This is a genomic window from Streptomyces sp. ISL-99 (assembly GCF_018614005.1).
Taxonomy (GTDB): Bacteria; Actinomycetota; Actinomycetes; order Streptomycetales; family Streptomycetaceae; genus Streptomyces; species Streptomyces flavidovirens.
The window spans coordinates 1-24,234 of sequence record NZ_JAGGPC010000030.1; the positions used below are offsets into that span (position 1 = coordinate 1).

29 protein-coding genes are annotated in these 24,234 nt (G+C 69.7%); 5 read left to right on the forward strand and 24 right to left on the reverse strand.

Annotated elements, in window-relative coordinates; all coding sequences use genetic code 11:
- Positions 1-29 precede the first annotated feature (29 nt).
- Genes J7E91_RS18840 through J7E91_RS18850 form a run of 3 tightly spaced genes read left to right on the forward strand, consistent with a single transcriptional unit; the run spans position 30 to position 1,498 of the window.
- The gene (locus J7E91_RS18840; protein ID WP_214906472.1) at positions 30-590 is read left to right on the forward strand and encodes an AAA family ATPase; all 561 of its coding nucleotides are present in this window, start codon (positions 30-32) and stop codon (positions 588-590) included.
- Positions 587-1,198 (forward strand): peptide deformylase, encoded by a 612-nt coding sequence (locus tag J7E91_RS18845; RefSeq protein ID WP_214906052.1) that lies wholly within the window; start codon positions 587-589, stop codon positions 1,196-1,198. Before J7E91_RS18840 ends, J7E91_RS18845 begins: the two co-directional genes overlap by 4 nt.
- 15 nt (positions 1,199-1,213) lie before the next feature.
- Positions 1,214-1,498, forward strand: coding sequence for a DUF6087 family protein (locus tag J7E91_RS18850; protein WP_214906056.1), 285 nt, complete (start codon positions 1,214-1,216; stop codon positions 1,496-1,498).
- Between the two features lie 634 nt (positions 1,499-2,132).
- On the opposite strand, the gene J7E91_RS18855 is transcribed toward J7E91_RS18850, so the two are convergent.
- From J7E91_RS18855 to J7E91_RS18965, 23 genes are all read right to left on the reverse strand, one after another.
- Positions 2,133-2,543 (reverse strand): NUDIX hydrolase, encoded by a 411-nt coding sequence (locus J7E91_RS18855; protein ID WP_214906059.1) that lies wholly within the window; start codon positions 2,541-2,543, stop codon positions 2,133-2,135.
- A 92-nt stretch (positions 2,544-2,635) separates the two neighbouring features.
- The gene (locus tag J7E91_RS18860; protein WP_251015909.1) at positions 2,636-3,163 is read right to left on the reverse strand and encodes a ribonucleoside-diphosphate reductase; all 528 of its coding nucleotides are present in this window, start codon (positions 3,161-3,163) and stop codon (positions 2,636-2,638) included.
- A gap of 337 nt (positions 3,164-3,500) precedes the next feature.
- Positions 3,501-3,926 (reverse strand): hypothetical protein, encoded by a 426-nt coding sequence (locus J7E91_RS18865; protein ID WP_214906065.1) that lies wholly within the window; start codon positions 3,924-3,926, stop codon positions 3,501-3,503.
- Positions 3,923-4,258, reverse strand: coding sequence for a nucleoside 2-deoxyribosyltransferase domain-containing protein (locus J7E91_RS18870; RefSeq protein ID WP_214906068.1), 336 nt, complete (start codon positions 4,256-4,258; stop codon positions 3,923-3,925). Before J7E91_RS18870 ends, J7E91_RS18865 begins: the two co-directional genes overlap by 4 nt.
- Positions 4,259-4,378: 120 nt before the next feature.
- On the reverse strand, positions 4,379-4,918 hold the full coding sequence (locus J7E91_RS18875) for a hypothetical protein (protein WP_214906071.1): 540 nt from the start codon (positions 4,916-4,918) through the stop codon (positions 4,379-4,381).
- A 248-nt stretch (positions 4,919-5,166) separates the two neighbouring features.
- The gene (locus tag J7E91_RS18880) at positions 5,167-5,724 is read right to left on the reverse strand and encodes a hypothetical protein (protein WP_214906074.1); all 558 of its coding nucleotides are present in this window, start codon (positions 5,722-5,724) and stop codon (positions 5,167-5,169) included.
- Between the two features lie 301 nt (positions 5,725-6,025).
- Positions 6,026-6,502, reverse strand: a complete 477-nt coding sequence (locus J7E91_RS18885) for a hypothetical protein (RefSeq protein WP_214906079.1) — start codon at positions 6,500-6,502, stop codon at positions 6,026-6,028.
- A complete protein-coding gene (locus J7E91_RS18890; RefSeq protein ID WP_214906083.1) occupies positions 6,499-6,822 on the reverse strand; it encodes a hypothetical protein in 324 nt (107 codons plus the stop codon). The genes J7E91_RS18885 and J7E91_RS18890 overlap by 4 nt, the downstream gene beginning before the upstream one ends.
- Positions 6,823-7,398: 576 nt before the next feature.
- Positions 7,399-8,115 (reverse strand): HAD family phosphatase, encoded by a 717-nt coding sequence (locus J7E91_RS18895; RefSeq protein WP_214906086.1) that lies wholly within the window; start codon positions 8,113-8,115, stop codon positions 7,399-7,401.
- Positions 8,116-8,136: 21 nt separating this feature from the next.
- Complete coding sequence (locus tag J7E91_RS18900) at positions 8,137-8,895, reverse strand: phosphotransferase (protein WP_214906089.1); 759 nt, start codon at positions 8,893-8,895, stop codon at positions 8,137-8,139.
- Entirely contained in the window at positions 8,892-10,109 is a 1,218-nt protein-coding gene (locus J7E91_RS18905; RefSeq protein ID WP_214906092.1) for a hypothetical protein, read from the reverse strand. Before J7E91_RS18905 ends, J7E91_RS18900 begins: the two co-directional genes overlap by 4 nt.
- Entirely contained in the window at positions 10,096-11,136 is a 1,041-nt protein-coding gene (locus J7E91_RS18910; protein WP_214906095.1) for a hypothetical protein, read from the reverse strand. The genes J7E91_RS18905 and J7E91_RS18910 overlap by 14 nt, the downstream gene beginning before the upstream one ends.
- A gap of 20 nt (positions 11,137-11,156) precedes the next feature.
- Entirely contained in the window at positions 11,157-11,801 is a 645-nt protein-coding gene (locus J7E91_RS18915; protein ID WP_214906098.1) for a class I SAM-dependent methyltransferase, read from the reverse strand.
- Positions 11,798-12,904, reverse strand: a complete 1,107-nt coding sequence (locus J7E91_RS18920; RefSeq protein ID WP_214906101.1) for a hypothetical protein — start codon at positions 12,902-12,904, stop codon at positions 11,798-11,800. Before J7E91_RS18920 ends, J7E91_RS18915 begins: the two co-directional genes overlap by 4 nt.
- Positions 12,901-13,920 carry a monodechloroaminopyrrolnitrin synthase PrnB family protein gene (locus J7E91_RS18925; protein ID WP_214906104.1) on the reverse strand — a complete coding sequence of 340 codons (1,020 nt, stop codon included), beginning with the start codon at positions 13,918-13,920 and terminating at the stop codon, positions 12,901-12,903. The genes J7E91_RS18920 and J7E91_RS18925 overlap by 4 nt, the downstream gene beginning before the upstream one ends.
- Positions 13,921-13,961: 41 nt before the next feature.
- On the reverse strand, positions 13,962-14,471 hold the full coding sequence (locus tag J7E91_RS18930; protein WP_214906107.1) for an NUDIX domain-containing protein: 510 nt from the start codon (positions 14,469-14,471) through the stop codon (positions 13,962-13,964).
- A complete protein-coding gene (locus J7E91_RS18935) occupies positions 14,468-15,346 on the reverse strand; it encodes a phosphotransferase family protein (RefSeq protein WP_214906110.1) in 879 nt (292 codons plus the stop codon). Before J7E91_RS18935 ends, J7E91_RS18930 begins: the two co-directional genes overlap by 4 nt.
- Positions 15,343-17,700 carry a pyridoxal-dependent decarboxylase gene (locus tag J7E91_RS18940; RefSeq protein WP_214906113.1) on the reverse strand — a complete coding sequence of 786 codons (2,358 nt, stop codon included), beginning with the start codon at positions 17,698-17,700 and terminating at the stop codon, positions 15,343-15,345. The genes J7E91_RS18935 and J7E91_RS18940 overlap by 4 nt, the downstream gene beginning before the upstream one ends.
- Positions 17,701-17,718: 18 nt before the next feature.
- Entirely contained in the window at positions 17,719-19,098 is a 1,380-nt protein-coding gene (locus tag J7E91_RS18945; protein ID WP_214906116.1) for a glycosyltransferase, read from the reverse strand.
- Positions 19,095-19,571, reverse strand: a complete 477-nt coding sequence (locus J7E91_RS18950; protein ID WP_214906119.1) for a dual specificity protein phosphatase — start codon at positions 19,569-19,571, stop codon at positions 19,095-19,097. Before J7E91_RS18950 ends, J7E91_RS18945 begins: the two co-directional genes overlap by 4 nt.
- Entirely contained in the window at positions 19,561-20,976 is a 1,416-nt protein-coding gene (locus J7E91_RS18955) for an NAD(P)/FAD-dependent oxidoreductase (RefSeq protein ID WP_214906137.1), read from the reverse strand. The genes J7E91_RS18950 and J7E91_RS18955 overlap by 11 nt, the downstream gene beginning before the upstream one ends.
- 148 nt (positions 20,977-21,124) lie before the next feature.
- A complete protein-coding gene (locus tag J7E91_RS18960) occupies positions 21,125-21,589 on the reverse strand; it encodes a GNAT family N-acetyltransferase (RefSeq protein ID WP_214906140.1) in 465 nt (154 codons plus the stop codon).
- 56 nt (positions 21,590-21,645) lie between these two features.
- Positions 21,646-22,068, reverse strand: coding sequence for an ATP-binding protein (locus J7E91_RS18965; RefSeq protein WP_374224743.1), 423 nt, complete (start codon positions 22,066-22,068; stop codon positions 21,646-21,648).
- 215 nt (positions 22,069-22,283) lie between these two features.
- Between J7E91_RS18965 and J7E91_RS18970 the strand changes: the two genes are divergently transcribed.
- On the forward strand, positions 22,284-23,141 hold the full coding sequence (locus J7E91_RS18970) for a helix-turn-helix transcriptional regulator (RefSeq protein WP_214906147.1): 858 nt from the start codon (positions 22,284-22,286) through the stop codon (positions 23,139-23,141).
- Positions 23,138-23,371, forward strand: a complete 234-nt coding sequence (locus tag J7E91_RS18975) for a DUF397 domain-containing protein (RefSeq protein WP_214906150.1) — start codon at positions 23,138-23,140, stop codon at positions 23,369-23,371. Before J7E91_RS18970 ends, J7E91_RS18975 begins: the two co-directional genes overlap by 4 nt.
- A gap of 102 nt (positions 23,372-23,473) precedes the next feature.
- On the opposite strand, the gene J7E91_RS18980 is transcribed toward J7E91_RS18975, so the two are convergent.
- Positions 23,474-24,211, reverse strand: coding sequence for a restriction endonuclease (locus tag J7E91_RS18980; protein WP_214906153.1), 738 nt, complete (start codon positions 24,209-24,211; stop codon positions 23,474-23,476).
- Between the last annotated feature and the right edge of the window lie 23 nt (positions 24,212-24,234).

Sequence of the window (24,234 nt, forward strand, 5' to 3'; positions counted from 1 at the left end):
TCGGATGCAACTCCCCGGGGTTACCGACCCTGGCCGTCGTCAGCGGCGGGCCCGGCACCGGCAAGACCACCCTCGCCCACGAGCTCGCCCGGGAACTCGGATGCCCCGCGATCATCCGCGACGAGATCAAGCAGGGCATGGTCCTCTCGACTCCCGGATACGAAGGCGGAGGCAACGACCCGCTCAACTACCCGACCCTGGACGCGTTCTTCGGCGTGCTGAACGTGCTGCTCAAGGCAGGGGTGACGGTCGTCGCCGAGGCCGCCTTCCAGGACCGGCTGTGGCGGCCGAACCTGGAACCGCTTGCCAGCCTCGCGCAGATCCGCGTCATCCGGTGCACGACCCCGACCGCCATCGCCCACGACCGCATCGTCCAACGCGCGCAGGAGAGCGTGCACCGGACCGCGCACGCCGACCGCGACCTCCTCGACGCCATCGCCGCGGGGGAACACTCCCTGGAGTCCTTCGTCCCGATCTCCCTCGATGTCCCCACCCTCACGGTGGACACCTCCCACGGCTACACCCCTCAGCTGGGTGACATCGCCTCCTTCATCCGAGCGACCACCGCACCGGCCGGGGAGTCCGGATGACACAGCACCCGTCCCGTGAGCAGAAGGCACGCGGCGGCGGGCTGTGCCCCAGCGAGCAGATGCGCGAACTCGGCATCGTCCAGTACGGCGCCCCCATCCTGGCCGAGCCCGCCCGCCTCTTTCTGCTCCCCAACGAACGGGAGGCCGCCGACACCGTCATTGGCCAACTTCTCGACGCCATGGCACGCCTCCGCCGCGCGCACGACTTCTCCGGCAAGGGCCTGGGCCTGGCCGCCCCGCAGATCGGCATCGGCCGGGCCGCAGCTGTCGTCCAGCCCCCTGGGGCCGACCCGATCGTGCTGCTCAACCCCCGCATCGCCGTCGCCTCCGAGGAGATGGACGAGAAATTCGAAGGATGCCTGTCGTTCTTCGACGTACGGGCCCCGGTTCCTCGGCCGTTGCGGATCACTGTGGAGACAGTGACGCCGGACGGTAGGGCGGCAACCGCGGTCTACGAACGGGGCGAGGCCCGGCTCATCGGGCACGAGATCGATCACGTTGACGGTCTTGTGCTGTTGAACCGAATGCGGCCCGGCGTGAAACCGGTCCCCGTCGAGGAGTACCGCACGATGGCCGAGGCCACCGGCCGCGGCTGGTCATACGAGTAGAAGGGGCAGGGCACGATGGGGGGCAGGCATGCCCGCCCCGGACCGCCGGACCAGCCGTCCCGCGCGGTCCCGAGCATCGACCCCGACGATCCGCTCGCCCCGTACCTGCGGCGCAGGCGGGCGCCGATGGACGTCTACCGCCGGCACCGGCCCGTCGATGGCGGTGCAGCCCACGTGCGGCCCGAGGAGCCGCGGGTCTTGGAGTCCTGGGACGGTTTCGCGTACGTGCCCGAGGGCACCGCGCCGAACCTCGCGGCAGCGCAAGCCTGGGCCGCTGGCGGACCGGCGCCGGGCGGGTAGACCACGCCTGGCAGTCTTTGTAGCGGGAGCCTGCGTCGCAGGGGCGGCATTCGCTGCTTCTCACAACTTGCCGACCGTGCTCCGGTCAGGAGAAGCCCATCGAAGGGTCCCGCCCGACGGTGCCGTGAGATGTTGCGTCGCATTGCGCGGCGAGGCGGGCGGCGTACAGGTCGAGCCGGCGGCGGAGCTCGAGGCGCCCAGCCTTCTAATGGGCGGGGGTGAGGAACTGGGCAACCTGGTCGACCGGCAGCGTCCTGTCCCGGCCGGGGAGAACCGCCCCGGCGCTTAGGGGCAGTTGAGATGCTCGGACTGGGTGACCTCAGCCCAGACGAGAACCGCGGCAAGGTCAGGTTCCTGCCGAGCCAGGCGGCCGAACTTGGGAATGCCGTTGCACAGCTCGGGCCAATCAGGCGGCGGCATGCCCAGGTCAGCGTGCCCGCCCTATGACAACTACTTCAGGCAGTCGCAGAGGGCTCTCCGTTTACCGCGACCAGTACGCACCATGTGTCCGTCTATAATCACCAGTCAGCCGACAAAGACACTTCACCGCCCACCGGCGCGTCAGCATGACCGTCCCTCGGCAGCTCCAGCACAGGTCGAGGAGCTGGTGTAGGCCCTCACCTCCCGCCGGCAGCTAGGTCAGCACGCTGTCGAGATGCGCCTGCACCGGCTCGAACAGGCCGTACGGAACGAGTTCCGGGATGTCTGCAAGCGCAACCCACTGCAGCTCGGCCAGCTCGTCCTTGTCGGCCACGTAAGCGGTGCCGGAGGTGACCGCACAGGCGGTGTAGGACATGTTCCTTCCGCTCTTGGGGTGGACGCGTTCGCCGAGGGGCTTGACTGCGGTCACTGCCAGCCCGACCTCCTCCTGCGTCTCGCGTACGGCCGCCTGCTCGGAATTCTCCCCGTCTTCGATCTCGCCGGCGGGGAACTGCCAGGACAACTGGCCCTCGGAGATCCTGCGCCGCACCATCAGGACTCGGTTCTCGTGGACCACGATCGCAGCGGAGATACCCGGCCGCTCCGCTGCCGTCTGCTCGGTCATACGTCTTCCTCCAGCGCTTCCAGGATCGGCGGGTAAATGTTGTCGGCGGGTATGAAGCGGGTCACTGCGCGCCGGCCCCTCTTGTCGTGCCCTCAGCCTCGGCGGGGGCCTGTGACGGTCGGCGCGGACATCGCCAGGCCGATCATGTCGGTCCACGCTGCGTCGCCCACGCTGTCCTGGAGTTCCTTGGCCACGCGTTCGTCGGCCGTCAGCACGCCGAACTCCACCCGCGTGTCGTACGGCAGGAAGTCGAGCGCCAGACGCCGGCCGACGTAGTCCAGGACGGACGTGGCCTGCTTGATCTCAGGGTCGTTGGTCAGGCCCGCGGGCTCGAAGCGCATGCTGACGTACTCGCGCACAAACACCTCCAGTGGGACCTGGTGCCGCAGCCCCTGGGTGATGGTCGTACTGAAGCCGTCCATCAGACCCGCCATGGTCGAACCCTGCTTGGCCATGAAGATCGTGACTGCGGCAGGACGGCCGTCCTCGGTGCAGGCGACCGTGAGGTAGCCCTTCCCCTCGCCGACATTGAACGACCGGGTCGTCGACTTCAGACGCCTCGGGGATCGCGGGGGTACCTGTCCAAGGGGGCTTTCCCCGCCCCTCTGCGTACGCGCCATGCCGTCAACGGTTCGGTCCGCCATCGAATCTGTCCTCTGCGTGGTCAAAAGGGGCCTAACAGGGCCGACGTCCACAACCTATGGGCACCCGACGTTCGATGACCACAAGATGTGGGTTTTCCACCGTAGAGGTGCGGGGTGGTCGGCACCAATCGCGGCACGCCGAAACATACGCCCCCAGCACGGTTGTTCCGCCGCGGACTACTCAGACCCCCATAAGCAGGGAGAAGCGACCGGACAAGGACGTCGGGGTGTTACTCCCAGAGCCGCAGCAACCGCGCCATCGGGCCGGGCCCGCCACGTTGTGGGCCGGCTGAGGGGGCCGGCGTCCGATGATTCAAGGCGCCTGAGTGGGGGTGCCGTTCGGCTCTCCCTCGGCCGTTGCCGGCAGCCGGGCGTCCCGGGGGACGACAACAATCTCGCTTCCGCTGAGCAGTCGCCAGTCGAGAGGTGCCCCAGCGGCTTTCCGAGCCCGCCGATACGTCAACGCCCACCCCATGTCCCGCTCGACCTTCCCGTCCGGCCCGATCCGGGTGCTCCACCACAGCCAGCCGATCCAGGATGACCGCTCCTTGAGGAGTGGCGACGCGAAGGCGTAGGCGACGGTGGTCATCTTTGCCAGCGCGCCGGCAAGCTGTTGCATCTCGCCCAGCGACACCAGGTCCTGCCTGATCGATACCCGAGCCGCGCGTACGAAGCCGCGTCCGACGGCCGCGATGACCACGGCGACGAGGAACCCGAGAAGGGCCCAGAGCGCGGTCATCGTGATGCCCGTATGGTCGTGCGGCTCGCTTCGTTCGTCTCCGCCAACGTGGTGTGGACCCGAAGCTCCGGGTAGGCGAGGGAGAGCTGCGTCACCACATTCGTGCGGCGCACGTAGCCGGGGTCAGTCCCAACGACCAATGACGCCCTGCCCTGGCCGACAAGCGTTCCCAGCTCGTACAGGGCGATCGGCTGGTGGTTGGTGGGCGAGTCGGGGAACCAGAACATGACGAGGTCAGCGCGGCGCAGATGCCGGTACTCCCAAGCAACTTGGGCCGCTTCCGCGTTCGGGTCGTGCAGCGGGAAGTTGCTGTGGGTTGAACACCGTGACATCGAGGTCGTCGAGCGCGGCTGTCGCGCTCTTCTGCCAGTCGGGGCAGTCGGTGATCCCTCCGGCGAGGAACAGGCAGGGGCCGCAGCCGGTGAACTCTTCGGGTGCCTCGACGTATCGCATTAGGCCGCCATGCGCGGGGCGGCGAGGGTGCGGCCGGCGAGGCCCTCCAGTTCCGTCTGCAGGCGGCGTGCCGCGCGGGTCGCCCGGTCGTAGGCGGCCTTGCCGTCGGCGAAGCGGGGCCAGGCGCGCACAGCGTCCCCCTTGGTGTACTGGCGGGACATCTCACTGAAGGCGTCGTCCGCGTCGGGGTCGACACAAGCGGCGGTGTTGCGGTAGTCAATCCAGGAGGGTCGCAGCGCTAAGAGGCCGGCGATCGCGGCCTGGGCCTCGATGAGCGCTGGGAGCAGCGGGCTGTGGGGCCCGACGCGGGCGGCCAGTGCCTCCAGGGCTCTGTGCACCGCCGCGCTGTCATACGCGGCCTGCCCGACGAACGTGTCCGGATCCGCCGGGCTGTCGTACACCGCCTGGCCCACGTGCGTGCCCGAATCCTGATGGGCCGTGGTGTCGCAGAAGGGGACGCGCGTCGCGACCGCGAGCATCGCGGCCCAGGCGAGCTCGCACTCCCGCCGAGCGGCCTTGCGTTTGAACCAATCGGGCACGATCGTGTTCCCCCTCATGAGTCGCGCGTCACACCCTGTGTACAGGACCGCGCTCCCGTCCCACAACGCGCCTCCACGCCTTCGGTCATCTCGGTCTCGGCGTTCCGCCATGCTTGTAGAGGCCACCAGCCTCTCGGTGCGTCGACAGCTGGTGAGGCCAGGGAGGCTTTGACCAAGTTCAATCACTCGAGCCACGATGCGTAGCCTGGTCGCCCTGGAATGTGGCCGTCAGGGCGGTACGACGTTGGTCACCGGCGGGTGACGCTGTAACCGGTGTCGTTGAGGGCGGCAGTCCAGATGTCCCGGTCGAACCATTTGCTGATGTCGGGCTGCATGGAAGTGATGGCGTTCATGCGGTGTGCCCAGTCGTGGCCCGAGGGCCCGCGACTGTCCTTGCATCCGTTGCATCCATCCTCGCCGTGGATGTGGCCGGCCATCCACGCGTTGACGGCCACGTTGGTGATCACCTGGTAGAGGTCGCCACCGGATTCCTCCAGGGAATCGGGAACACCGGCGAGGATCAGAGCCAGTTCGGGATTGTCTACTGGTGGCATTGGCGCCTGCCCGATCTTGCCCTCGTCGCCTTGCTCGAACTCCTGGCGTTGCTTCGCGAGAGTCTCGGCAAGGGCCTTCGCGTCGAAGTATCGCCAGGCAGAGGGAATTTTGATGCCGAGTTGGGTGGCCACAGCAGTGACGTTGTGCTCGATGACATCGGCAACGGTGCCCGGCCGGACTGTGATGCCCAGCCGGGCCAGCTCCGCGAGCGTATCCGTTACGGCAGATTTGAAGGCTTTGGTATTTCGCACGGCCCCAGCTTAGAGGCGAGGGCTTCGTGGAGTCCTCCGCTTCATCCCGAAGGCAGGCAGGCCGCCCTCGCGGAGCGCGAGCGAGACCCGGAGGGAAATGTGAGGTCGACGGCGGGGTCAGCGAGCGCGGCATTCATCAGCGCATGGGTCGGCATGGAGCCCCTCCCTACCCAGCTCGACTCGGCCCGGTATCACTGCCATCACCGTTGCCGTCTACCCGAGGACGGGATGGCCGAGCTCAACGACCGCGTCCGTGCTGCGATGGAGAAGGTCCCCGGCTCCGACTTCGAGCGCGATGGCTTCACAAGGCCAGTGCCACGTGATCACTGAGTACATACTGGACGGCAGTGAGGCCGTATCCGTGGCGGGCGAGGGAGTCGTCCCAGTTGCGTTCATCGGCGTCGTGCTCGTAGCGCAGGTGCTGCCAGCGGGCGGCGACTGGGTCGGTCTTGTCGTCGATGTCGTGACCCAGGTTCTCCAAGTGGGCCTCCCACCGCCGGACGATGCCGAGGGCGGTCTCCCCGGGGCGCGGGTCCATCAGGTCGTCGACAGCCTGCCGGGGCGCAGCGGCGGCCTCAATGCGCTGCTCCCTGGCCGTGATGTACAGAGCTGTAGCCAGCGCGGAAATTCCCTCCTCGTGCGAGCCGTCACTGTCGCTTTCGCTGAAGCGGTCGGCCCGGGTGCTAATCAGCTCGCGGGTGCGGCCCCATGCTCGCGTCCACTCAGCGGGGCCGCCTTCGCCCTGCCACGTCCGGGTCTGCTCGTTGATCGTCGTCATGTGGTCATCCTTCGCTGGGGTGTCGTGAAGGCGAGGGCTCGGGCTGTTTCGCCGGCGCGCACCCAGACGCCCTCGGCGACCTGGTAGGACCCCGTTGTCTCCTCTCCGTCGGGAAGACCGTTGGGGAAGATCCAGAACCCGTCCTCACCTCGGCAAGCCCCGGCAGCCTGCCGGGCCTCCTCGACCTCGAAGGCGCGGCGGACGGCACCACAGGACCCGCACGGGCATTCCGGCGGCTGTTCCGTCGCAACCCACTTCTCGTACAGCGCCTGCCCCCTGTCGGCGGGGAGCCCCCGGCCGATGGCCACCGCTTCGAGCATGGCGTCCCACCGAGCTGCCTCGATCGCGGGCAACTCGACGGTGCCCCCGACGGAGCGGTGGCTTCGCTCCTGGTGGACGTGGCGGAAACACGTACGGACATACCGAGATTCTGGCGAGTCCACCCCAGCCGAGCCAAGGAGTTGTGGGAACTTGCGGGAAGGGAAAACTGCGGCGCGGAGCCGGCCGGACGAGACGCGAGACGGCCAGCACCATCAACCGCCAAACCACCGACCGCGTCACGCGGAAGGGTGGCCACATCCTGCTCAGCCTCGGCTCTCGGCGGCTCATCCAGCTGCTGGCGCCGCTGGACGGTCCCATGTTGGACCCAGTTGCGCCTCGGACCGCCAATAACTCTGATCCGCCACGAAGGAGACTGGCTCTTCCCCGGACGCTCGGCGGGCCTGCCCATCCACGATTCACAGATCGCCGTCGGATGAACGCGATCGGCGTGAAGTCACGGCAGGCCCGAGGCACCGCCTTGTTCGCGCTCGCCCAGCGGCTGCCCGCGTGGCAGTTGGCCAAGATGCTCGGGGTGCACGTCAGCGCGGCCGTCGCCTGTTTGAGGCGCGGCTGGGTTACGTACGGAAACAACGGACGTCCACGACGTCCATGCCGGCGGCCTTGGCCGCTTGTACGCCTTCGGTCGAGTCTTCGTAGACCAGGCAGCGGGCTGGTGCGACGGCGAGGCGGGCCGCGGTGAGGAGGAACAGCCCAGGGTCCGGCTTGCCCCGAGAGGCGTCTTCACCGGTGATGACGTCGGTAAACAGAGGGCGTAGCCCGGTGGCGTCGAGGCCGGCGTGGACGGCTCGGCGTGCGCCGCCCGAGGCGACTGCCAAGGACAGGCGACCGTGCAGGGTCTCGGCAAGTTGAACCACCGGCCGGTATGTCTGCAGTTCGGCGACCTCGTCGAGGATCAGGTCGAGACACTGGGCGACGACCTCGTCGATCGGCACGTGGGTCCCCGTGGCGGCTGCCAGTTCACTGATCAGCTCTGCCCCGGAGGTCCCGATCCTGGACGCGTAGAACGACTCGTTCAGCGTCAGGCCCCAGTTGGCGCAGGCGCGGGAGAGGCCGCGGAAGTTGAGCGGATGGCTGTTGACGAGCGTTCCGTCCCAGTCGAAGAGCACCGCGTCGTAGCGGCCGAGGTCCGGAGGATTCCCGTGGTCGCAGGCGCCGGGCGCCGGGCAGTTGGCGTCGGGTGGTGGAGCGACGCCGAGCGGGTCACGTGCGCGCGGTTCGGTGGACGAGCACTGGTCGGCCGAGGGAACAATTCGGGGGTGACGTGCCTGCATGGTGGCCTCGCTGTCGTGTGGTCAGGTAGTTTTCGCGCTCAGGTCTCGTGCGTGGCGCTGGGCAGCCGCGGGGTCGGGCGGGGTTGCGGTGACCGCTGACATGAGACGTCCGAGCAGGTGAACGGAGCGGTAGGCGGCCAAGGTCTCCTCGGAGTGCGGGATGCCGTGGTCGGCGAGGACTCGGCTCAGACGGACCGGATGGACGGCGAAGGCATGAGCAGTCCGCGCGTAGTCGAGGCCCGGATCTCCGTAGATCGCCAGCTCCCAGTCGAGGCCCGCGGTAGCGGCTGGCCCGAACAGAAAATTCCCGGGCTCCGGATCGTTGTGCAGGAGGTGAGGCGCCGCCGGTTCGGGAAAGGGCGCACACGCCAGTGCCTCGGCTGTGGCCGCGGCTTCGTGGAATCCGTGACGGGCGTGCGCCGCCTCATACGAGACGAGCCGCTCGCGCAGGTACTCTCCCCAGCTTGCGGCCACCGGGGCGAAGAGCCGGCCGAAGCCGGGGCCGGTGCACTGGTGGACGCGGTGCAGGTAGGGGATCACTCGCCGTACCGCCTCCTCACCGCCGCCCGGCGCCGAGCCGTGCAGACGGCGTAGGACCAGCAGCTGGCGGCCCCGGATGGCGCCGCCCGCGAGTACGGACGGGGCTCGTATGCCGGCTTCGGACAGCCGCTCCAGAGCTGCCCTCTCGGTCTGCGCGCGCCAGGACTCGCGGTAGATCTTGACCACGGCGCCGGGCAGTTGGAGAAACCGGTTGGTCGGGGGGATCACCGTGGCGCTCATACGCGTGACGCGGGGCTGAAGGCCGCGCGCACGGACTCGGTGACGGCGGCGTACGGGGTGCGGGTGCCGAAGCGCAGGCTGACTGCCGGTCGGTCGGCGAGGGCGCCGAGGACACGGGATGCGTTGCTCGTCAGCTCGTCGGCGCCGCTGGTACGGATGTCGAGCCAGTCGCTGACGTAGATGTTGTCCCCCGGCGACATGCACTGGGCGTTCAGCAGCTCCCGGGCCTGCCCGGGGGGCGTCGTCCGAAGATGGAGCTCGTGGGAGTCCTGGATGATCTGGGGGAAGACGATGAGGTCCACGGTTGCGGTCGTTGCCAGTGGGGTGCCGGTGCGCTCATGCCATTCGGAGGGGAGGACGTGAAGTTTGTTGGCGCCGTGGAAGCGCTGCCAGTCGGTGTCCTTCGTAGGCTGGGGGCGGGTGAGGTCCCACTGGTCGGCGCTCGCGTAGCCGAGTGCTTGCAGGGTGCCGCCGTTGAGCCGGATCGGGCCGGGCATGGCGACAGCCCGGGGAGCGGCGCCTGGGGTAGCGGTGATCATGGTGCGGTCGTTGGAGAGGAACGCGCCCGTTGCGGTCGCGGCCAGGGCGAGCGCGAGGGTGGACTTACCGGCGCCGGAGTCGCCGACGACCAGGATGCCGCGGCCGTCCACGGTGGATGCCGACGCGTGCAGGCACACCCAGCCGTCGTCCTCGGCCAGGCGGTAGCCGATCTCCCGCAGATGCCGGGCGGTGTTCATCGTGGCATCGGTGTCGTCGCAGGTGATGACGGTGAAGCTGCCTGGGTGGCGGACGATGAGCTGCGGCGCGATCCCGGCGTCGGGATCGGTCAGGAGCACCGGGCCGCCGGGAATCTGGTGCCATGTTGCCGGGGCACCGACGTGCATCCGTACGTGGCGCGGCGGCTCGGTGCCCTGTGAGCGGACTCGCTCGGCAAGGGCCGCGACGCGGGCACGGGGCAGGGCGATACAGCGCATCGTCGCGGTGCCGCCGGTGACTGCGGAGTCGGGGCGCACGACGTTCCACAGGTTGCTCGGCGGCGTGAACAGGCGCTGTACGTAGGTCGTTGCCGTGCTGGTCGACGCGAGCACATCGATCGTGAGACCGCCGAGCTCGACGGTGATCTCCTCGGTGCACCACGGGTCGAGGGAGGCCGCATGGACGTCGCCGTCGAGGAAGGCGTCGAGCACTGGTATGACCTGATCAATGGCGGGCATCGGCGTCTCCGGTTGCGAGGAAGTGTTCGATCTTGCTCTGGCCATTGCGGGCGTGTGGGATGTGGTGAGCCGTCAGGACGGCGGCGACGGTGTCGGCGGTCTCGGCCACGGACTGCTGGATCTGGGAGGCGGTCGCCGTGACGGGGGTGGCGGTGAAGCAGGCCCCGTACTCGATCTCGACCTGTTGGAGGGTGCCGGGGTGCGAAGAGAGGGTGGCGGTGTCGACGGTGACGGTGGACCAGTGGCCGTCCGCGCCGGGCGGCGAGGGCAGGTCCCAGGTGGCGCGGTGGAGCGCGCCGGTATGAACGAGGCGCGGGTGGCCGAGGACTTCTGCCACCTGGGCCAGGGCCTCGTCGCGAGTGGCGGCGGGGCGGATGCTCTTGTGGAGACGGCCGTCCTTGAGGACTTTGGCCTTGGCCCACCAGGTTCCATCGGGACGGGGGGTCAGGGCGGCGTACTCGCGCCGCCCTGCACCCGGCGGCAGATAGATGTCTGAGCGCAGGACCCGCCGGTGGATGGTGGGGCCGAAGACCGGCACACCGGAAGCGGGCAGATGATTCCGCAGCAGACGGGCGACAGCGACAGGGTTGGCGGGGACGGTGAGGGTGATCTTCTCCTCGGCCTCCGGGCCCTGTCCGGAGCGGTGGCCGGGGCGGGGCAGCGGGAAGTTCACCGCAGCACGCCCATCGGCGATGGCGCAGGCCCACGCTGTGAAGTCTCCGGACGCGTCGGCGGACATGGTGGTGCGGTGGAAGGCTGCCAGGACGACGGCGTCTGGGCGCCACTGCACGGTGGCGAAGAAGACGGCCTCACCGGTGGATTTGTCGAGATGGCAGGCCCATAGGGGGACGTGGTCCATCCCGGGGACGGCCTGTGTCGGGCGATCGCCGTCGGGCCCGTGCCACAGCTGGCGGCGCAGGGTCGGCCCGTCAAGGACGAGGGCGGGGCCGTGCATGGGGACGCTGAGGTGGGCGTAGGCGATGCCAGGGTCGGTCGGCGAATCGGTGGTGGCCGCGACGAGAAGCACGAGTGGTCCCTTCGGAGGAGCTACGGCCGGGTGAGGATCGCGCGCCATACCGAGCGCTGCCCCGGGTCTCCCGGGCTGAGGTACTGCACGGCTTCCCCGCTCGGGACGAGTCCTGAGGCGTGGATGAGGCTGAGCAGGTCGTCGGGGGAAAGGAGCGTCATGTGCTGGCCGTTCGGCAGCGCGTACCGGTCGTCACCGAGCGGAGTGAGGCACGGGTCGAGGTGGCCGGCGGTGAAGAGGTTCAGCGACAGCGTTCCGCCGGGGACGAGGACCCGGTACAGCTCGCGTAGCGCTGTGGCGAGAGCGTCAGGGTGGTGGAGGTTGTGCAGGACGCCGTGGCACACGACGAGGGACGCCCGCTGGTCGCCCAGCGGGAGGCTGGTGACGTCGGCTTCGGCGAATGCGGTCCGAGGACCGGTGTGGCGGCGGGCCTGGTCCAGCATGCCGGGGTGCAGGTCGATCGCGAGTACCCGGTAGCCCGCTGCGGCAAGGGCGGGCAGGTTCCGGCCTGCACCGCAGCCCGCGTCGAGCGCGAGGGCGGCTTCGGGGGCCGGGGCGGCGAGCAGCTCCGCGAGATAGGGCGGTGCGGGCAGCTCGGCGAAAGCGGCGACCGTGGCGTGGTCGTTCCAGTAGGTGCCGGTGGGTGCCGGTCCGGAGTGGGTCACCGTTCCTCCTGGCCGTGGAGCGTGTATCCGCTGTTCCACGGCCGGCAGCGCAGGGTCCGCAGTCCCGCGTCGGCGAACGCCTGCTCGCACCGTTCGGGGGCGCGGGTGAGGGCGGCGAAGGTGGGGCCGACGGAGGAGAGGGTGAGGACCTCGGCGAGGTGTTCGGTGAAGACGTGTTCGACCTCCTCACCGGTGGCCAGCAAGTCGGGATGGGAGAAGGCGCAGTTGGCGAGGCTCCCCATCCGGAAGCGGTAGTCGAACAGCAGGCTGCCGAGCGGCCTCAGGTCGCCGTCGAGGAGGGCGGGCCAGGCGTCGTGCAGGAGCCGGTAGGCGATCTCGGGGCCGTACGTGCGGCCGGTGGTGGTGAAAGCGTCGAAGTGGTGGGCCTCGGCGGCGAGGCTGTCGCGGGCGTCCCAGATCACCGGGTCGTGGGGCATGCCGAGCACGATGTGTGTCTCCTCGGGCAGGGCGGCCTGCAACAGCGGCACGTGCGCGCCGGCGATCACTTGGACCGCGCCGGGTATGAGCCCGGCCGTCGCGGAACCGCCCAGACACTGGACCGGCAGAAGGCGACCGTCCTCGTTGTCGATCTCCTCACCGTGGTTGAGCGCCAGGAACTTGACGAGTCGGCGGGCGGGGACGGGACGTCCGTAGAGCTCGTTGACGGCCGCGGCCACGGCTGCGATCTGCCCGCTGCTCGAGCCGAGCCCGAGGTGCGCGGGCAGGTCCGGGGCGCTCACCCGCACCCGCAGCCGCTCGCGGGTGCCGAGTGTCGCGCGCATCAGCAGCGCGGCGTGCCGGGCCAGGACCGGGTGGTCACAGTCGGGGGTGGTCTGTACGGCGGGTCCGTCGCCGACGATCTCGACCTCGACGCGGCGCATGAGGTCACAGGCGAAGAGGAGTTCGCCCGCGAGGTAGGCGCCCTGACTGGGAACGATCTTGCTGGAGTCCAGGGCCATGGCGTTGATGCGGCTGGGGTAGTCCAGACGTACCAGATCGGCAACCGGCTGCGGCGGATTGATGGGCTTGGGGTCGAGTGCGAGCGGGGAGCGTGGGGCGCCGAGCGGGAAGGGCGGGAAGTCGCTGTCGATGGAGGTGCTCATAGGGGACTCCCGGGGCTGAGGAGGGCGCGGGCGCTGTCGGTGACGTCGAGTAGGCGGTCGAGGGCGCTGGTGGTGTAGCCGCCGCTGCCGAGTGATCCGTCGTCTCGCACGGCCATGTTGTCCCGTGCGAGTTGGCGGTGGGGCAGGCGGAAGCGCAGCAGGTCGTCGATGAGCAGAGCGACGGCCGGCCGTAAGTGCGGGTGGCGGCGGGCGAGGCGGGCCAGGCCCGGAGTCCGGCGGGCCGCGTCGACCATGGTGCGGTGGTGCGGCGGCAGATAGAGGACGTTGTCGGTGAGGTACTGCTCGTACCAGGCGGCGAGGTTGCCGGTGGCCGCCTGGCTGAGGATCATCACGTCGAGTACGAGCAGGGGCATCTGGGCGCCGCCCGGCGCGTAGTAGGTGGTCCCGTCGATGTCCAGGGGCGGGTAGTACGGACGCAGGAGACCGGTGAAGTACTGCGGTGTCAGCGTGCGTTTGACCGTCAGCAATCGGGCGGCGAAGTCTCGCAGCCGCTCGTGGACGATCGCGGCGAGGGCATCGGCCGCGTCCCGGTCGGCAGCTGCGGGCAGGGCGGAGCAGTGCCGGATCGCGTCGCCGAGGGCGTGGCTGGCTGCGGTGACCTCGTCGATGAACACGTGCTCGCCCGGGGTGTCGGTGAAGGAGCGCCTTCGGGGACCGCGGGGGTTGCGGGTCGCGTAGGAGTACACAGTCTCCCGGGGGACCTCGTCGGCCGTGGCGCCGAGGTGGAGCATGGCCGCTTCGACGGCGGGTGGCGGAACCCGGCGGCCGGTGTGGCGGGCGAGGGAGGCGGTGATCATGCCCAGGTCCCGTAACGCCGCCCGTGCGGGGGCGACGTCACGGATCGAGGCGGCATGCCGGGAGAGGCGCTCGGCTCGGGTATGCAGCCAGGCGGTGTCGGCCGCGATGTTGGCCTGGGGCAGGGCCCTCATCACCGCGTCGGCGCCGAGCGGGTCGAGTGCGGCCGTGGTCGAGTCGAGGTCGCGGGTGAGCGTCATAGGTCATCTCCCAGCTCCCGGGGCCGGTGCCCCGGGCGCGGCTATTCGATGGGCAGGTCATCCCGGTAGGACCACACGCGGCCGGCGCTGAGGCTGTCGAGGTAGCCCAGCAGGGGTTCGATCTCGGGGCGGGTCGCAGTGGAAGACGCCAGGACGGCCTTGGCCTCGGCCAGCGGCAGCAGGACCGCGCCGGTCACTTTGCCGTCCGGGTCGTGCACCGAGATCTCGCCGTCCCACTCGGCGCAGTCGAAGGTCAACACCACGGTGGAGGGGTACCGGTCGGTCGTGGTGTTGACCAGGTAAGCCAGCGGGCCCACCGCCGTCAGGTTCAGACCGGTCTCCTCCTTGACCTCGCGGACCAGGGCCTCGGTGAGGAGTTCGCCACGCTCGACGCCGCCGCCGGGGATAGACCACATCTCCTTGCCGTCGCGTTGTTCCTGGACCAGGACAATGTGGTCGCCGCGGCGCAGCAGTGCGGCGACGACCTGGACGCCGGGCCCGGTGATCGGTGCGGGAGCCGGGGTGGCGGCGGCGGTTTCGTTGGCGGTCATGTTCGCTCCAGTTCGTTTCGCAGGGCCGCGGTGCACCCGGGGAGCTGGGTGGGGTCACGGCCGTGCCAGTACAGGAAGTACGACAGGGTGATGACCAGGCGGTGGAAGGCGAGGCGCTGCTCGAACAACGGGTCGGCCGGCTCTCCGCGTTGCTGCCAGTAGGCATCCAGCAGCTGCTGGCGGTCGTGGGCGGAGGGCAGGCACCAGCGGTCGAGTTTGACGAAGTCGCTGGCGTATTCCGCCGTGGTGGCGTGGTCGAAGTCGAGCAGGGCGATCTTGCCGCCGGGACGGACGAGGATGTTATCCGGGTGGATGTCCTGATGGGTATTCACGCACTCCAGGTCGCCAAGCTGTTCGGCCACCGGCAGACCGCGTCGGCGGGTCGCCTCGGCGAGCGCGGTGGGAATCAGCCGGTGTCCGCGGAGGCAGTCGAGGAGGTCGGCGAGCTGCCGGGTACGGGAGGCCGGTGTCGCCATGAGGGAACGCGGCGGCGGGATGGAGTGCAACAGGGCGATCTGGCGTCCGAGCCGCGGCCACAGGTCCGCCTCGATGGCATCGTCCTGGCGGGCTTCGGCGAAGGTGCGGCCGTCGAGCCATTCCTGGAGCAGGAAGGGACCCAGATCCGGGTCGGCGCCCACACGCAGGACCCGCGGGACCGCGACCCCGCCCGCCCTCGCGGCACTCATGGCCGCGGCCATCTGGTGCAGATGGGCTTCACCCTCACGGTCGTTGAGCTTGAGGAGGTAGGCGTGGCCGGAATCGGCAAGGTGCCAGCAGGTGTTGAAGCGGCCCTGGGGCAACGGCCGAGTGCTCAGAGTCCCAGCGCGGGGCAGGAGACGGCCCAGAGCCGTGTGGTCGAGGGCTGCTGTGGTCATCGGCCGGCTCCCGCGATGACAAGGCCGGAGGGCAGTCCGTCGCGCGTGAACACCTCATGGACGTGCTCGGCGAAGTCGATGACCTGCTCGATGCCGAGCTGGTCCGGGTCGCGAACGTCCAGCCGGGGCAGTGCGTCGCGCAGATGGCGGCCGAGGCCCCAGGGCGCGGCGAGTTCGATGGCATCGGTCCTGGGCTCGGACACAGCGGTGAGCGCCAGGTGCAGGCCGCTGTCGCTGACCCGGCCGTCAACGGTGCACAGCCCGGCGGTCGCGGAGCGGGCCGCCAGTACGGTGCCGATGCTGGTGGGGGCGAGAAGTTCGGCCAGGTAGGCGTTGCCCGTCCAGGTCCGGCCGACCTCGATCTCCAGTTCGGTGTCGAAGAACCGGTTCGGGAAGCGCCGGAACTGCTCGCGGCGAAGGTGCCGGCGGCGCGGCAGCAGCACATCGGCGTTGTGCCGGGCGCTCAGGACGACGGGCGCGGCGGCGCCGTCAGTGGGGCGCACGCTGATCTCGGCAGAGGTGTCGATGGAGAAGGAGTAGTCGTCGCTGTGGGGGCGGAGGAATCCCGCCGCATCCTTGCCGATCTTGGCGGTGATGGCGTCGGGGAAGATCTGCAGCTCGTCGGCTCCGTGCTCACCGAGGGCTTTGTACTCGGCGGAGCGGAAGGTGCCGTCCGCCTCGAAGTTCAGCAAGACACGCAGGGATCCCGGCAGCAGCATCGTGGCGTGGATCGCGCCGACCAGGGACAACTGCTGCTGGTGGAGGTCGAGGACTTCGAGGAAGTAGCGGTCGGTGCGTACGCCCATCAGCTCGTTGGCGAAGGGATTCTTCAGGTCGGGGGCGTAGACCCACAGGTCGCCGCCGGCCCGTGCCCGGCCCCAGCGGATGTCCTGCATCTGCTCGCCGGTGGCGCGCCGGTGGGCGAAGGTGTGGAAGGAGTAGCCCGGCACCTGCGGGTCGCGCCGTCCTTCAGGGTGGACGACGAAGTGACGGAAGCAGTCGGTGTGGGTGCGGGTGTCCGCGACCACCTCGGAGGTGATGCTCCGCCCGCTGCCGTGGTCGTCAAGGGCCGTCGCGCGGGCTTGGGCGGTGGCATCGGCCAGGTGCCCGGCGAACGCGGTGATCTGGGCATCGGTCAGGGAGCCGGAGGCGTAGAAGTGGTAGAAGAGGCGCGTCCCGCCGCCCCCATGCGGGTCCGGGAGGGTGAGGGGGACGAGCCGGTAGCGCTCGCACAATTGCGGCGGCAGCCGTCCGCCGGGGTGGCTGAAGGCGGCGGAGACGACAGCCGCGTGCGGGGCGGGCACCAGCAGGGCGTCCGGGTCGGCGGCCCGTACGGCGGCGGTGAGCTGGTCGCGGCGTTCGAGGCAGCGGGTGGTGAGGACGGTGTAGCCCGTACGACCCAGCGTGTGCAGCGTGGCCCACAGGGCTGCCGCGGTGGCGCCGGGGCGGGAGCCCAGGACGGTCTCGTCAGGGATCCGGGTGTGAGGGTCGATGCGGGTGACATGTTCGAGCAGTCCCTTACGCACGAGCAGGGCCCCGCACGCGTACGGCATGAGGCCGGCCTTGTGGGGATCGACGGCCATGGAGTGCACGCCGGGGCTGCGGAAGTCGAAGGGCAGATCTGGGGCGGTGAAGGGGAAGACGAATCCGCCGTGCGCGGCATCGACGTGCAGGAAGCAGCCCACCTGTCCGGGGCGCTGGATGGCGAGGTCGCGCAGGTCGGCGGCGATCTCGTCGACGGCGTCGGCGAAGCCGCTGTTGTAGTAGCCGGCGGTGGCCACAACGATGATGCCGGTGATCCCGGCCGCCATCGCCCCCTGGGCGGCGTGGCGGACCTGCTCGCGGGTCAGGGTCCAGGTGGGCCCGGGAGGCAGGCGTACCAAGTCGATGTCGAGGATCTCGGCGGCCTTGCCGACCGAGGCGTGGCACAGGTCGGAGGTGATCACGCGGACTTGGTGGCCGTCGGCGCGCAGTAGGTTACGGGCGATGCGCAGGGCGGCGAGGGTCGCTTCGCTGGCGCCACTGGTCAGGTGTCCGTCGAGGGCGCCGCCGCGATAGAGGCCGGCGAGGACGGCCAGGGCTTCCTTCTCCAGCCGCCGGGTGCCCGCCTTGCCCTCCCCGAAGCGGGTGTGGGTGCCGACGTTGTTGGTGTTGAGCGCGGACCAGTCGCCCAGGACACGTACCGCCTCCGGATGCGGGGCGGCCATCGCGAAGCCGAGCCGGGTCTGCTCGGGGTCGTCCCAGGCCGGTATCTCGCCCCGGGCCTGCGTGAGGTGCTTGTCGATTGACGCGCGGCTCCAGCCGGTTTCGGGGAACGCGGTGGGCACGGCCCAGCCGATGTCGAGATCACTCATGAAGTGCCTCCTGCGGTCTCAGCGGGCTATCTCGCCCAGGTGCTCGGTCTTGGTGAACTTCAGGTCTCGGCCGACGAGTTGGGCGGTACTCGCGCGCACGCCCAGCAGCCACGGACCGAGCGCGCTCACCGCGGGCTGCAGCATGTAGGTGGCGATGGCCGCGGCGGGGGGCGGCTGCCGCCAGGTACCGCCAGCAGGGTCCGGCGTCCGGAAGTCGTCGAGGACGCGTCCGCGCAGCCGGTAGGCCACGACCGGCTCGAGGAGGCCCGCTGCCAGAGCGGCGGCTACCAGTGGCTTGATCCGCCGCTTCACCACCAGGTGGGTGGCGGCGGCCCCCATGACGGCCGGTCCCAGCGCCCATGCCGCACCATCGGCCAGGGCGCGGGCCGCCAGGAGCCGCTGCCCGGCAGGTGAGAGGCGTGTGGGGTGCGCTGCGGCGAAGCGGTAGTCGTGACGGGTTGCGGTGTTCGCGAAGGCCACGCTGCTGAACGCGCGCGCCATGGCCCCTACGCTCTGGTACGGCTCGACGATGTTGACCGAGGCCAGGACCGCGATCGGCTCGCCGGCCATGCTCAGGCGGTGACCGACGGCGAGGTCGTCGTGCGGTTCCTGGAAGAACCCGATGTCCTCGATCTTGTCGCGGCGCACGATGAGCCCGGAGCCCACCCCGTAGACCATCGGGCGCGCGAGCGTGGCCAGGAGCCGGGGGCGCCGGCCGGGAGCACACCACCGGGCCACTTGGATACGGCGGTACTCGATGCCCAGGGTGCGGCGGAACGCGGCAAGATCCTGGCCGGACATCACCGCCGAGCGCCGCCCGCTGCTACTGCCGGGGAAAGCGGGCAGCATCGGCTGCTGGATCATCGCGGGCCGACCGCGCGCGGCGCGGGCGAACTGGGAGACAAGCCGGGCATCGGGGACCGCGTCGGCGTCGAACACCGCAACGTAGTCCCCCGCAGGCGGGGACAGCTTGTCCAACGCCGCTACGGCGTAGTTGAGCTGGGAGGCCCGGCGGCCCTGTCCCGGGTAGGACACGACGGTGAAGACCTCCCTGGCGAGCATGGCGTTGTGCTGGTGAGCCAGGTTCCGGCACACGTCTTCGGTGGTTGGCCGGCCGCTGGGGGTCTCGGCGGCCTCGCGTCCCGCGGTGACGACCAGGACGCGCAACATGGGGCACCGGGCGGCGAGAGCGGCGAAGTGCTCGAGCGAGCGGGGCATCACCGCCTGCTCCCGCAGCGCAGGAATGATCACCGTCAGGCCCGGCGTCTCCTCGGGAAGTTCCTCCTCGGGGCGGTCGGCCTCGCTACGCATAGACCGGTAGGACAGGGCCAGGGAGGCCGTCATGTAGAGGGCCCTGGCGGTGTAGGCGACGGCGAGCAACCGGCTGGCACGGATCACGGTCTCTCCTGTTCGGCGAGGCCCAGTTCGGCCAGGCACTGTTCGGCGTCCTCGAAGTAGCGGGGGCGGGCTTCGGCGCGGCTGGTCAGGATGCGGGCCCGCGCGGCGGACGCCGCCCATCCGCGCGAGCGCAGAATCGTGTACGCGGCGGCCGGTGAGCGGTTGACTCCGGCCGCGCAGTGGACATACAGCCGGGCGTTCTCCTCGCGTGCCGCCCGTTCGGCGAAGGTCACGCAGGCGGCGTACCAGTCGGTGCCGCGCGAGGCGCCGTCGTCCTCGGTGGGCGCCGAGCACCACACCAGGCCGGGGCGGATGGCCGCGGGCAGCGGCGCCTGGCGCGGGGTCCGGCAGTCCAGGACGTGCGTGACACCCCGCTCGAGGAGTTCGTCCACGGCGCGTGTGCTGTCGGGTGCGGCGCCGAGCAGGAGCCAGTTCGTCACCGCATGGGCATCGAGGCACAGTTCAGCGCCCATGGACAGCCTCCCGGGCCGTCGGGCGGGGAGTGGTGTAGATCCTCTCGGCGGTGCCGTGGACGAGCCGCCGGGCGATGTCCTGGCCCATGGTGACGGCGTGGTCCATGTTGCCGATCTCGTAGCGCCAGGTGCCGAAGCGTCCGCGCGAGTAAATCTCGTGGCTCTCCAGCCAGGGCTGGATGAGCGCGAGGGCCGTGTCCCGGCCGGTGGTCGGGACCGGGTAGGCATACGGGATCAGCTCCAGGTGGCTGCTGACGCGCTGGGCACCGTCGGGGACCAGACCGCAGCGCCGCAGGGCTCTGTCGCACTCCTCGACCAGGGCGGCCCCATCGAGGAGGGTTCCGGCGGGCAGGGACGTCTCGGTCATCCAGGCCGAGTACCGGCTGGGGTCGGAGTCCGGGACATTGGCCGGTGCGTACCGGGAGAAGTTCGTCGCCCGGTAGAACGGCGTCTCGCGGCCGGGAAAGTACAGCCACGAACGTCCGTCGGTGGTCGGCGACTCGTAGCCGAGGCCCACCATGGCCACGGTGGTGTGTTTCAGAGCCGTGGCGGCCTGTCGTACCTGCTCGGGCGCCCCGGCCGTCATCGCGACGAGCTTGTCGAGCGCGCCGGTGGCCACCAGGCTCCCGTAGGAGAGGACGGTGCCGTCGGAGGTCAGCAGGGTTTTCGCCGCTTCGTCGATGTGCAGGACGGGCTGACCGATCCGGACATCTCCCTCCAGGCGGGAGGCCAGCCGCTTCCAGATCGCGCCGGTTCCGCCCGACGCCGGGAAGGCGAACTGTGCGTTGGGGCCCCACCGTCTCGTCGGCGTAGTTCCCGACACCGGCGTCTGGCGCAGCGCACTGGTGTCCGCGGGGGCGACCCGCTCCGCTATCCACGAGGCGGACATCTCGCTCAGGGCTGTAGCCCATATCTTGCCGTTGTACGGGGCGAAGAACTCTTCCACCAGGGCCGTACCGTAAGTGGCCTCCAGCCACGCACCGAAGTCCGTTCCCGCAGGGGAACGCCCACGGGCCTGAGCCGCGGCCAGGCCCTCCAGGCACTTCTGGGCCCGTGTCCGGGGAAGGTGGTGCAGGTGCTGCTGGAAGGGGTAGGGCACCCACCGCCCGCTGTGCCGGACGAATGAGGAGCGCTCGTGGCGCAGCAGTTCATGGGGCGCGAACAGGCCCTCCAGTAACTCGTCGAAGCTCTTCATCGTGGAGAACACGACGTGACCGCCGAGATCCCAGGTGAAGCCGGCCTCGTCGACGACCGAGGACCCTAAGCCCCCGACCGTCGGCGCGGCCTCCAGCAGTACCCAGTCGCGGTGACCGAGGCGCTGGAGTTCGTGAGCGCATGCCAGCCCGCACGGACCCGCACCCACGATCACCACCGGGGCGGCGATACGGGCTCTGGTGTTCCTCACGACACTCTCCTCCTCGCGCGGCAGGGAACTCTGTCGGCGCCTGGCATTCACCCCAGCGCAGCTGGCTGCGAGCGCCGGATAGTCGGCATGTTGTCTTCTTGGAGCTGATGAAGACGGTGGGTCTGCGGAACATGGCCCGGAACGGATGTCACACGTCCGGCAGTCGGAGTCGGTAGGTCTGGCGCGTGCCGTCCGCCGAGGGGAGCGAGGCCGGTGTGAAGCCGAGGTGTTCGTAGAAGCCCCGGGCGCCGCGGCCAGGGTGATCCGGCCCGAACGTCGTCACCTCGACCGTGCCCGGGGCAACCGTGAGGTCGCGCAGGGCGGAGCGGACCAGGAGTTCACCGATGCCCCGGCCCCGCCAGGCGGCGCCGACCGCCAGCCAGCTGATCTCGTACTGCGGGGGACGGACCGTCATCAGCAGCCCGCCGGCGAGCGCGCCACCGGGCGCGTCCCCCGCGGCCCGTACGCACAGGGCGGTGCCGCGCTCCATGTTGCGTTCCACGGCCGCCCGGAACTGCGGGTCGTCGACCATGGGGCCGAACAGGTCCTCGACTTCGCTCGCGAGGCACAACCATGCGGGAAGGTCGGCCCGGACGGCGGGAACAGCCTGCATACGTGCACTCCTGGCAGTGAGGGACCGGTACCGGCGCGCGGATCCTTCGTGATCGGTCAGCAATGGTCCGCTCCTTCCCCGCCGTCGGCGAGGGTGCGGCCCAGGCGAAACCACACCTGCTTCCCGGTGAGCAGCGGCTGGGTCTGCAGTTCCTCGGTGAGCGCGGCCAGCAGGAACAGTCCCCGGCCGCACTCGGCGTCGCCCGTGGGCTCCTTCACCGCGGGGAGCGCGTCGTCGAAGTCGGTGACGCCGACCAGGACGCCGCCGGGCATCTCGCGGATCAGGAGCTCGCAGTCGCCCGGTGTGTGCTTCCAGACGTTCGTCAAAAGCTCGGTGACGCCAAGCTCGGCCACGAAGCTCAGGTCGCTCTTGCACCACATCCGCAGGAGGATCCGTACGATCTCGCGCACGGGCTCCATCGCATCCGGGCTGATCTCCGGCAGCACCATGTGGTGCTGCCGTACCGGGCTGATCACCATCCCAGGCACTGACCCTCCAAGCGGCGCGGACGTGCACTCGAACGCGGTGGCGCACCGTAACCGGTACGCCACCGCCCGATAGGCGAGCCTCGATAATGGACCGCCAACTACCCCTTCGACAAGCAGTCCTTGAGGAAAGTCTTTCCCCTCGGGGAAATGGCATATTCCCGAACTGGCGAAGGCGCTACTCTTTCGCGCAACACATGGAGGTGGGCATGCCCGTCGAGCCAACCCCGCGACGCCGCCGCCTGGGCGCAGAGCTCCGGCGCATCCGTGAGGCACTCGGGTGGACGCAGGAAGAGGCGGCCAAGCGCCTCGGCTACCGCTCCTTCTCGACGGTCAGCAAGATCGAGAAGGGGGTCCAGGGGCTCAAGATCCAGCAACTGCCGCACTTCTTCGAGGTGTACGGCATCACCGACGACGCACTGCGCGAAGAACTCCGCAACCTCGTCCGGCGGGCCGGCGAAGCGGACTGGTGGCAGCGGTACGAGGGCGTGGTCGACGACCCGCTCGGGGACTACCTCTCACTGGTGGAGAGCGCCAGCAGCCTGTTCGTCTTCAACCCCGTCGCCATCCACGGCCTGCTCCAGACCCCCGAGTACGCCAAGGCCGTGACCAAAGGCAGCCGGGCCTGGAAGACCCCCGACGCCACCGACCGCTTCGTGGCCATGCGCCAGGAGCACCAGACCCACATGCTGGAGCGCGACCCCGAGCTCAAGATCTGGGCTGTCCTGCCGGAAGGGCTCCTGCGCCAGGAAGTTGGCGGACGCGCCGTGATGCGTGCCCAGATCGAGCACCTCATCGGCCTCGCCAGCACCAACCCCAGCATCACCATCCAGGTACTGCCGTTCCGCGCCGGCGCCCACGCCGGGATGGACGGGTCGTTCATGCTCATGTCCTTCCCCACCGGGCGGGACCTCGTGTGCATCGAGTCCATGCGGGCTCTGCTCCACCTGAACGAGCCGGAGGCGGTTGAGGTCTACCGCACCACCAGTGACCTGCTCAAAGGCGACGCACTCTCCCAGAAGGCGTCTGTTCCACTACTCACCACCATCGCCAAGGACCTTGCATGAACAAGAACGACCTCGACCCCTCCTGGGTCGAGTCCCAGCTGCGCGACGCCCAGTGGCAAACCAGCAGCAGCGGCGGCACGACCTGCGTCCAGATCGCCTTCCTCGACGACGGCATCGTCGCCCTACGCGACTCCAAGAACATCGGCACAGTTCCGCCCCACCTGTTCACCGACGCCGAATACGACGCCTTCATCGGCGGCCTCCTCCGCGGCGAACTCCGCCGCAGCTGATCTTGCCGCCCTGACAGTCGGCCGGTCCCTGTCGTCCCGGGCCGGCCGACTCCGCACGCTCATCGTCGAGAGCCGTCTGCTCCGCTGATCGAACGGGCAGCACTATGCCGGGGAGCGCTGTTCCTCGACGACCGCGTACAGGTGCTCGCCGTGCGCCCAGCGCTTGAGCTCCGGCCGGCCGATGAGGACGATGCCGTGCCTCTGGCCGAAGTCCACTGCGGGCTTGGTGAAGCCGTTGAGAGCGACGATGACGGCGAGGTCCGCGCCGTGTTCGGGAACGGCGGTGCCGTTGAACTTCTGCAGCGCCCCTGACGCGACCGGGGCGGCGTACTGCTTGCACTGCACCACTATTTTCCTGTCGTCCGGGTCCCAGGCCACGACGTCCGCGCCCAGGTCTCCGGAGCCCCCGACTCGGCGGGCGCGCACGAACCCGTCCCGGGCCAGCAGGTCGGCGCACGCTTGCTCGAAGCCGTCCGCGCTCATCGCGGTGAGCTGCTTCATCCGGAACGTCAGGACGTTGGGCTCCTCGGGGACCGATGCGGCAGCGTACTCCTCCTCAACGTCTTCGGTGTCGCTGTAGTTGACGTAGACGGTGCGGTCGGAGAAGACCACGAAGCACAGCAGCACCAGGGTGCCCAGGATGATCAGAGAGAACCACCAGGGGTGTCCGATCAGCCAGCCCCACACGTCCTCGCTGATCCACGCCCATACGTCCACGCTCACCCAGTGCCAGACGTCCTCGGTCAGCCACTGCCAGGCGACCTTGGCGATGGCCACGGCGAGGATGAGCCCGAGGATGAACTTCAGTACCGGGTCCAGCGACCCGTCCTCGTCGAACAACGTTCCCCCTCTTTGTCTCTCCG

Bases quoted from the DNA above. Each gene is read 5' to 3' on its own strand.
- J7E91_RS18975 (WP_214906150.1), top strand. From the start codon at position 23,138: ATGAACAAGAACGACCTCGACCCCTCCTGGGTCGAGTCCCAGCTGCGC.
- J7E91_RS18960 (WP_214906140.1), bottom strand. From the start codon at position 21,589: ATGCAGGCTGTTCCCGCCGTCCGGGCCGACCTTCCCGCATGGTTGTGC.
- J7E91_RS18940 (WP_214906113.1), bottom strand. From the start codon at position 17,700: ATGAGTGATCTCGACATCGGCTGGGCCGTGCCCACCGCGTTCCCCGAA.
- J7E91_RS18965 (WP_374224743.1), bottom strand. From the start codon at position 22,068: ATGGTGATCAGCCCGGTACGGCAGCACCACATGGTGCTGCCGGAGATC.
- J7E91_RS18920 (WP_214906101.1), bottom strand. From the start codon at position 12,904: ATGAGCACCTCCATCGACAGCGACTTCCCGCCCTTCCCGCTCGGCGCC.
- J7E91_RS18860 (WP_251015909.1), bottom strand. From the start codon at position 3,163: ATGGCGCGTACGCAGAGGGGCGGGGAAAGCCCCCTTGGACAGGTACCC.
- J7E91_RS18855 (WP_214906059.1), bottom strand. From the start codon at position 2,543: ATGACCGAGCAGACGGCAGCGGAGCGGCCGGGTATCTCCGCTGCGATC.
- J7E91_RS18970 (WP_214906147.1), top strand. From the start codon at position 22,284: ATGCCCGTCGAGCCAACCCCGCGACGCCGCCGCCTGGGCGCAGAGCTC.
- J7E91_RS18890 (WP_214906083.1), bottom strand. From the start codon at position 6,822: ATGCTCGAAGCGGTGGCCATCGGCCGGGGGCTCCCCGCCGACAGGGGG.
- J7E91_RS18850 (WP_214906056.1), top strand. From the start codon at position 1,214: ATGGGGGGCAGGCATGCCCGCCCCGGACCGCCGGACCAGCCGTCCCGC.
- J7E91_RS18885 (WP_214906079.1), bottom strand. From the start codon at position 6,502: ATGACGACGATCAACGAGCAGACCCGGACGTGGCAGGGCGAAGGCGGC.
- J7E91_RS18895 (WP_214906086.1), bottom strand. From the start codon at position 8,115: ATGCAGGCACGTCACCCCCGAATTGTTCCCTCGGCCGACCAGTGCTCG.
- J7E91_RS18950 (WP_214906119.1), bottom strand. From the start codon at position 19,571: ATGGGCGCTGAACTGTGCCTCGATGCCCATGCGGTGACGAACTGGCTC.
- J7E91_RS18870 (WP_214906068.1), bottom strand. From the start codon at position 4,258: ATGTCACGGTGTTCAACCCACAGCAACTTCCCGCTGCACGACCCGAAC.
- J7E91_RS18905 (WP_214906092.1), bottom strand. From the start codon at position 10,109: ATGCCCGCCATTGATCAGGTCATACCAGTGCTCGACGCCTTCCTCGAC.
- J7E91_RS18935 (WP_214906110.1), bottom strand. From the start codon at position 15,346: ATGACCACAGCAGCCCTCGACCACACGGCTCTGGGCCGTCTCCTGCCC.
- J7E91_RS18865 (WP_214906065.1), bottom strand. From the start codon at position 3,926: ATGACCGCGCTCTGGGCCCTTCTCGGGTTCCTCGTCGCCGTGGTCATC.
- J7E91_RS18900 (WP_214906089.1), bottom strand. From the start codon at position 8,895: ATGAGCGCCACGGTGATCCCCCCGACCAACCGGTTTCTCCAACTGCCC.
- J7E91_RS18925 (WP_214906104.1), bottom strand. From the start codon at position 13,920: ATGACGCTCACCCGCGACCTCGACTCGACCACGGCCGCACTCGACCCG.
- J7E91_RS18845 (WP_214906052.1), top strand. From the start codon at position 587: ATGACACAGCACCCGTCCCGTGAGCAGAAGGCACGCGGCGGCGGGCTG.
- J7E91_RS18930 (WP_214906107.1), bottom strand. From the start codon at position 14,471: ATGACCGCCAACGAAACCGCCGCCGCCACCCCGGCTCCCGCACCGATC.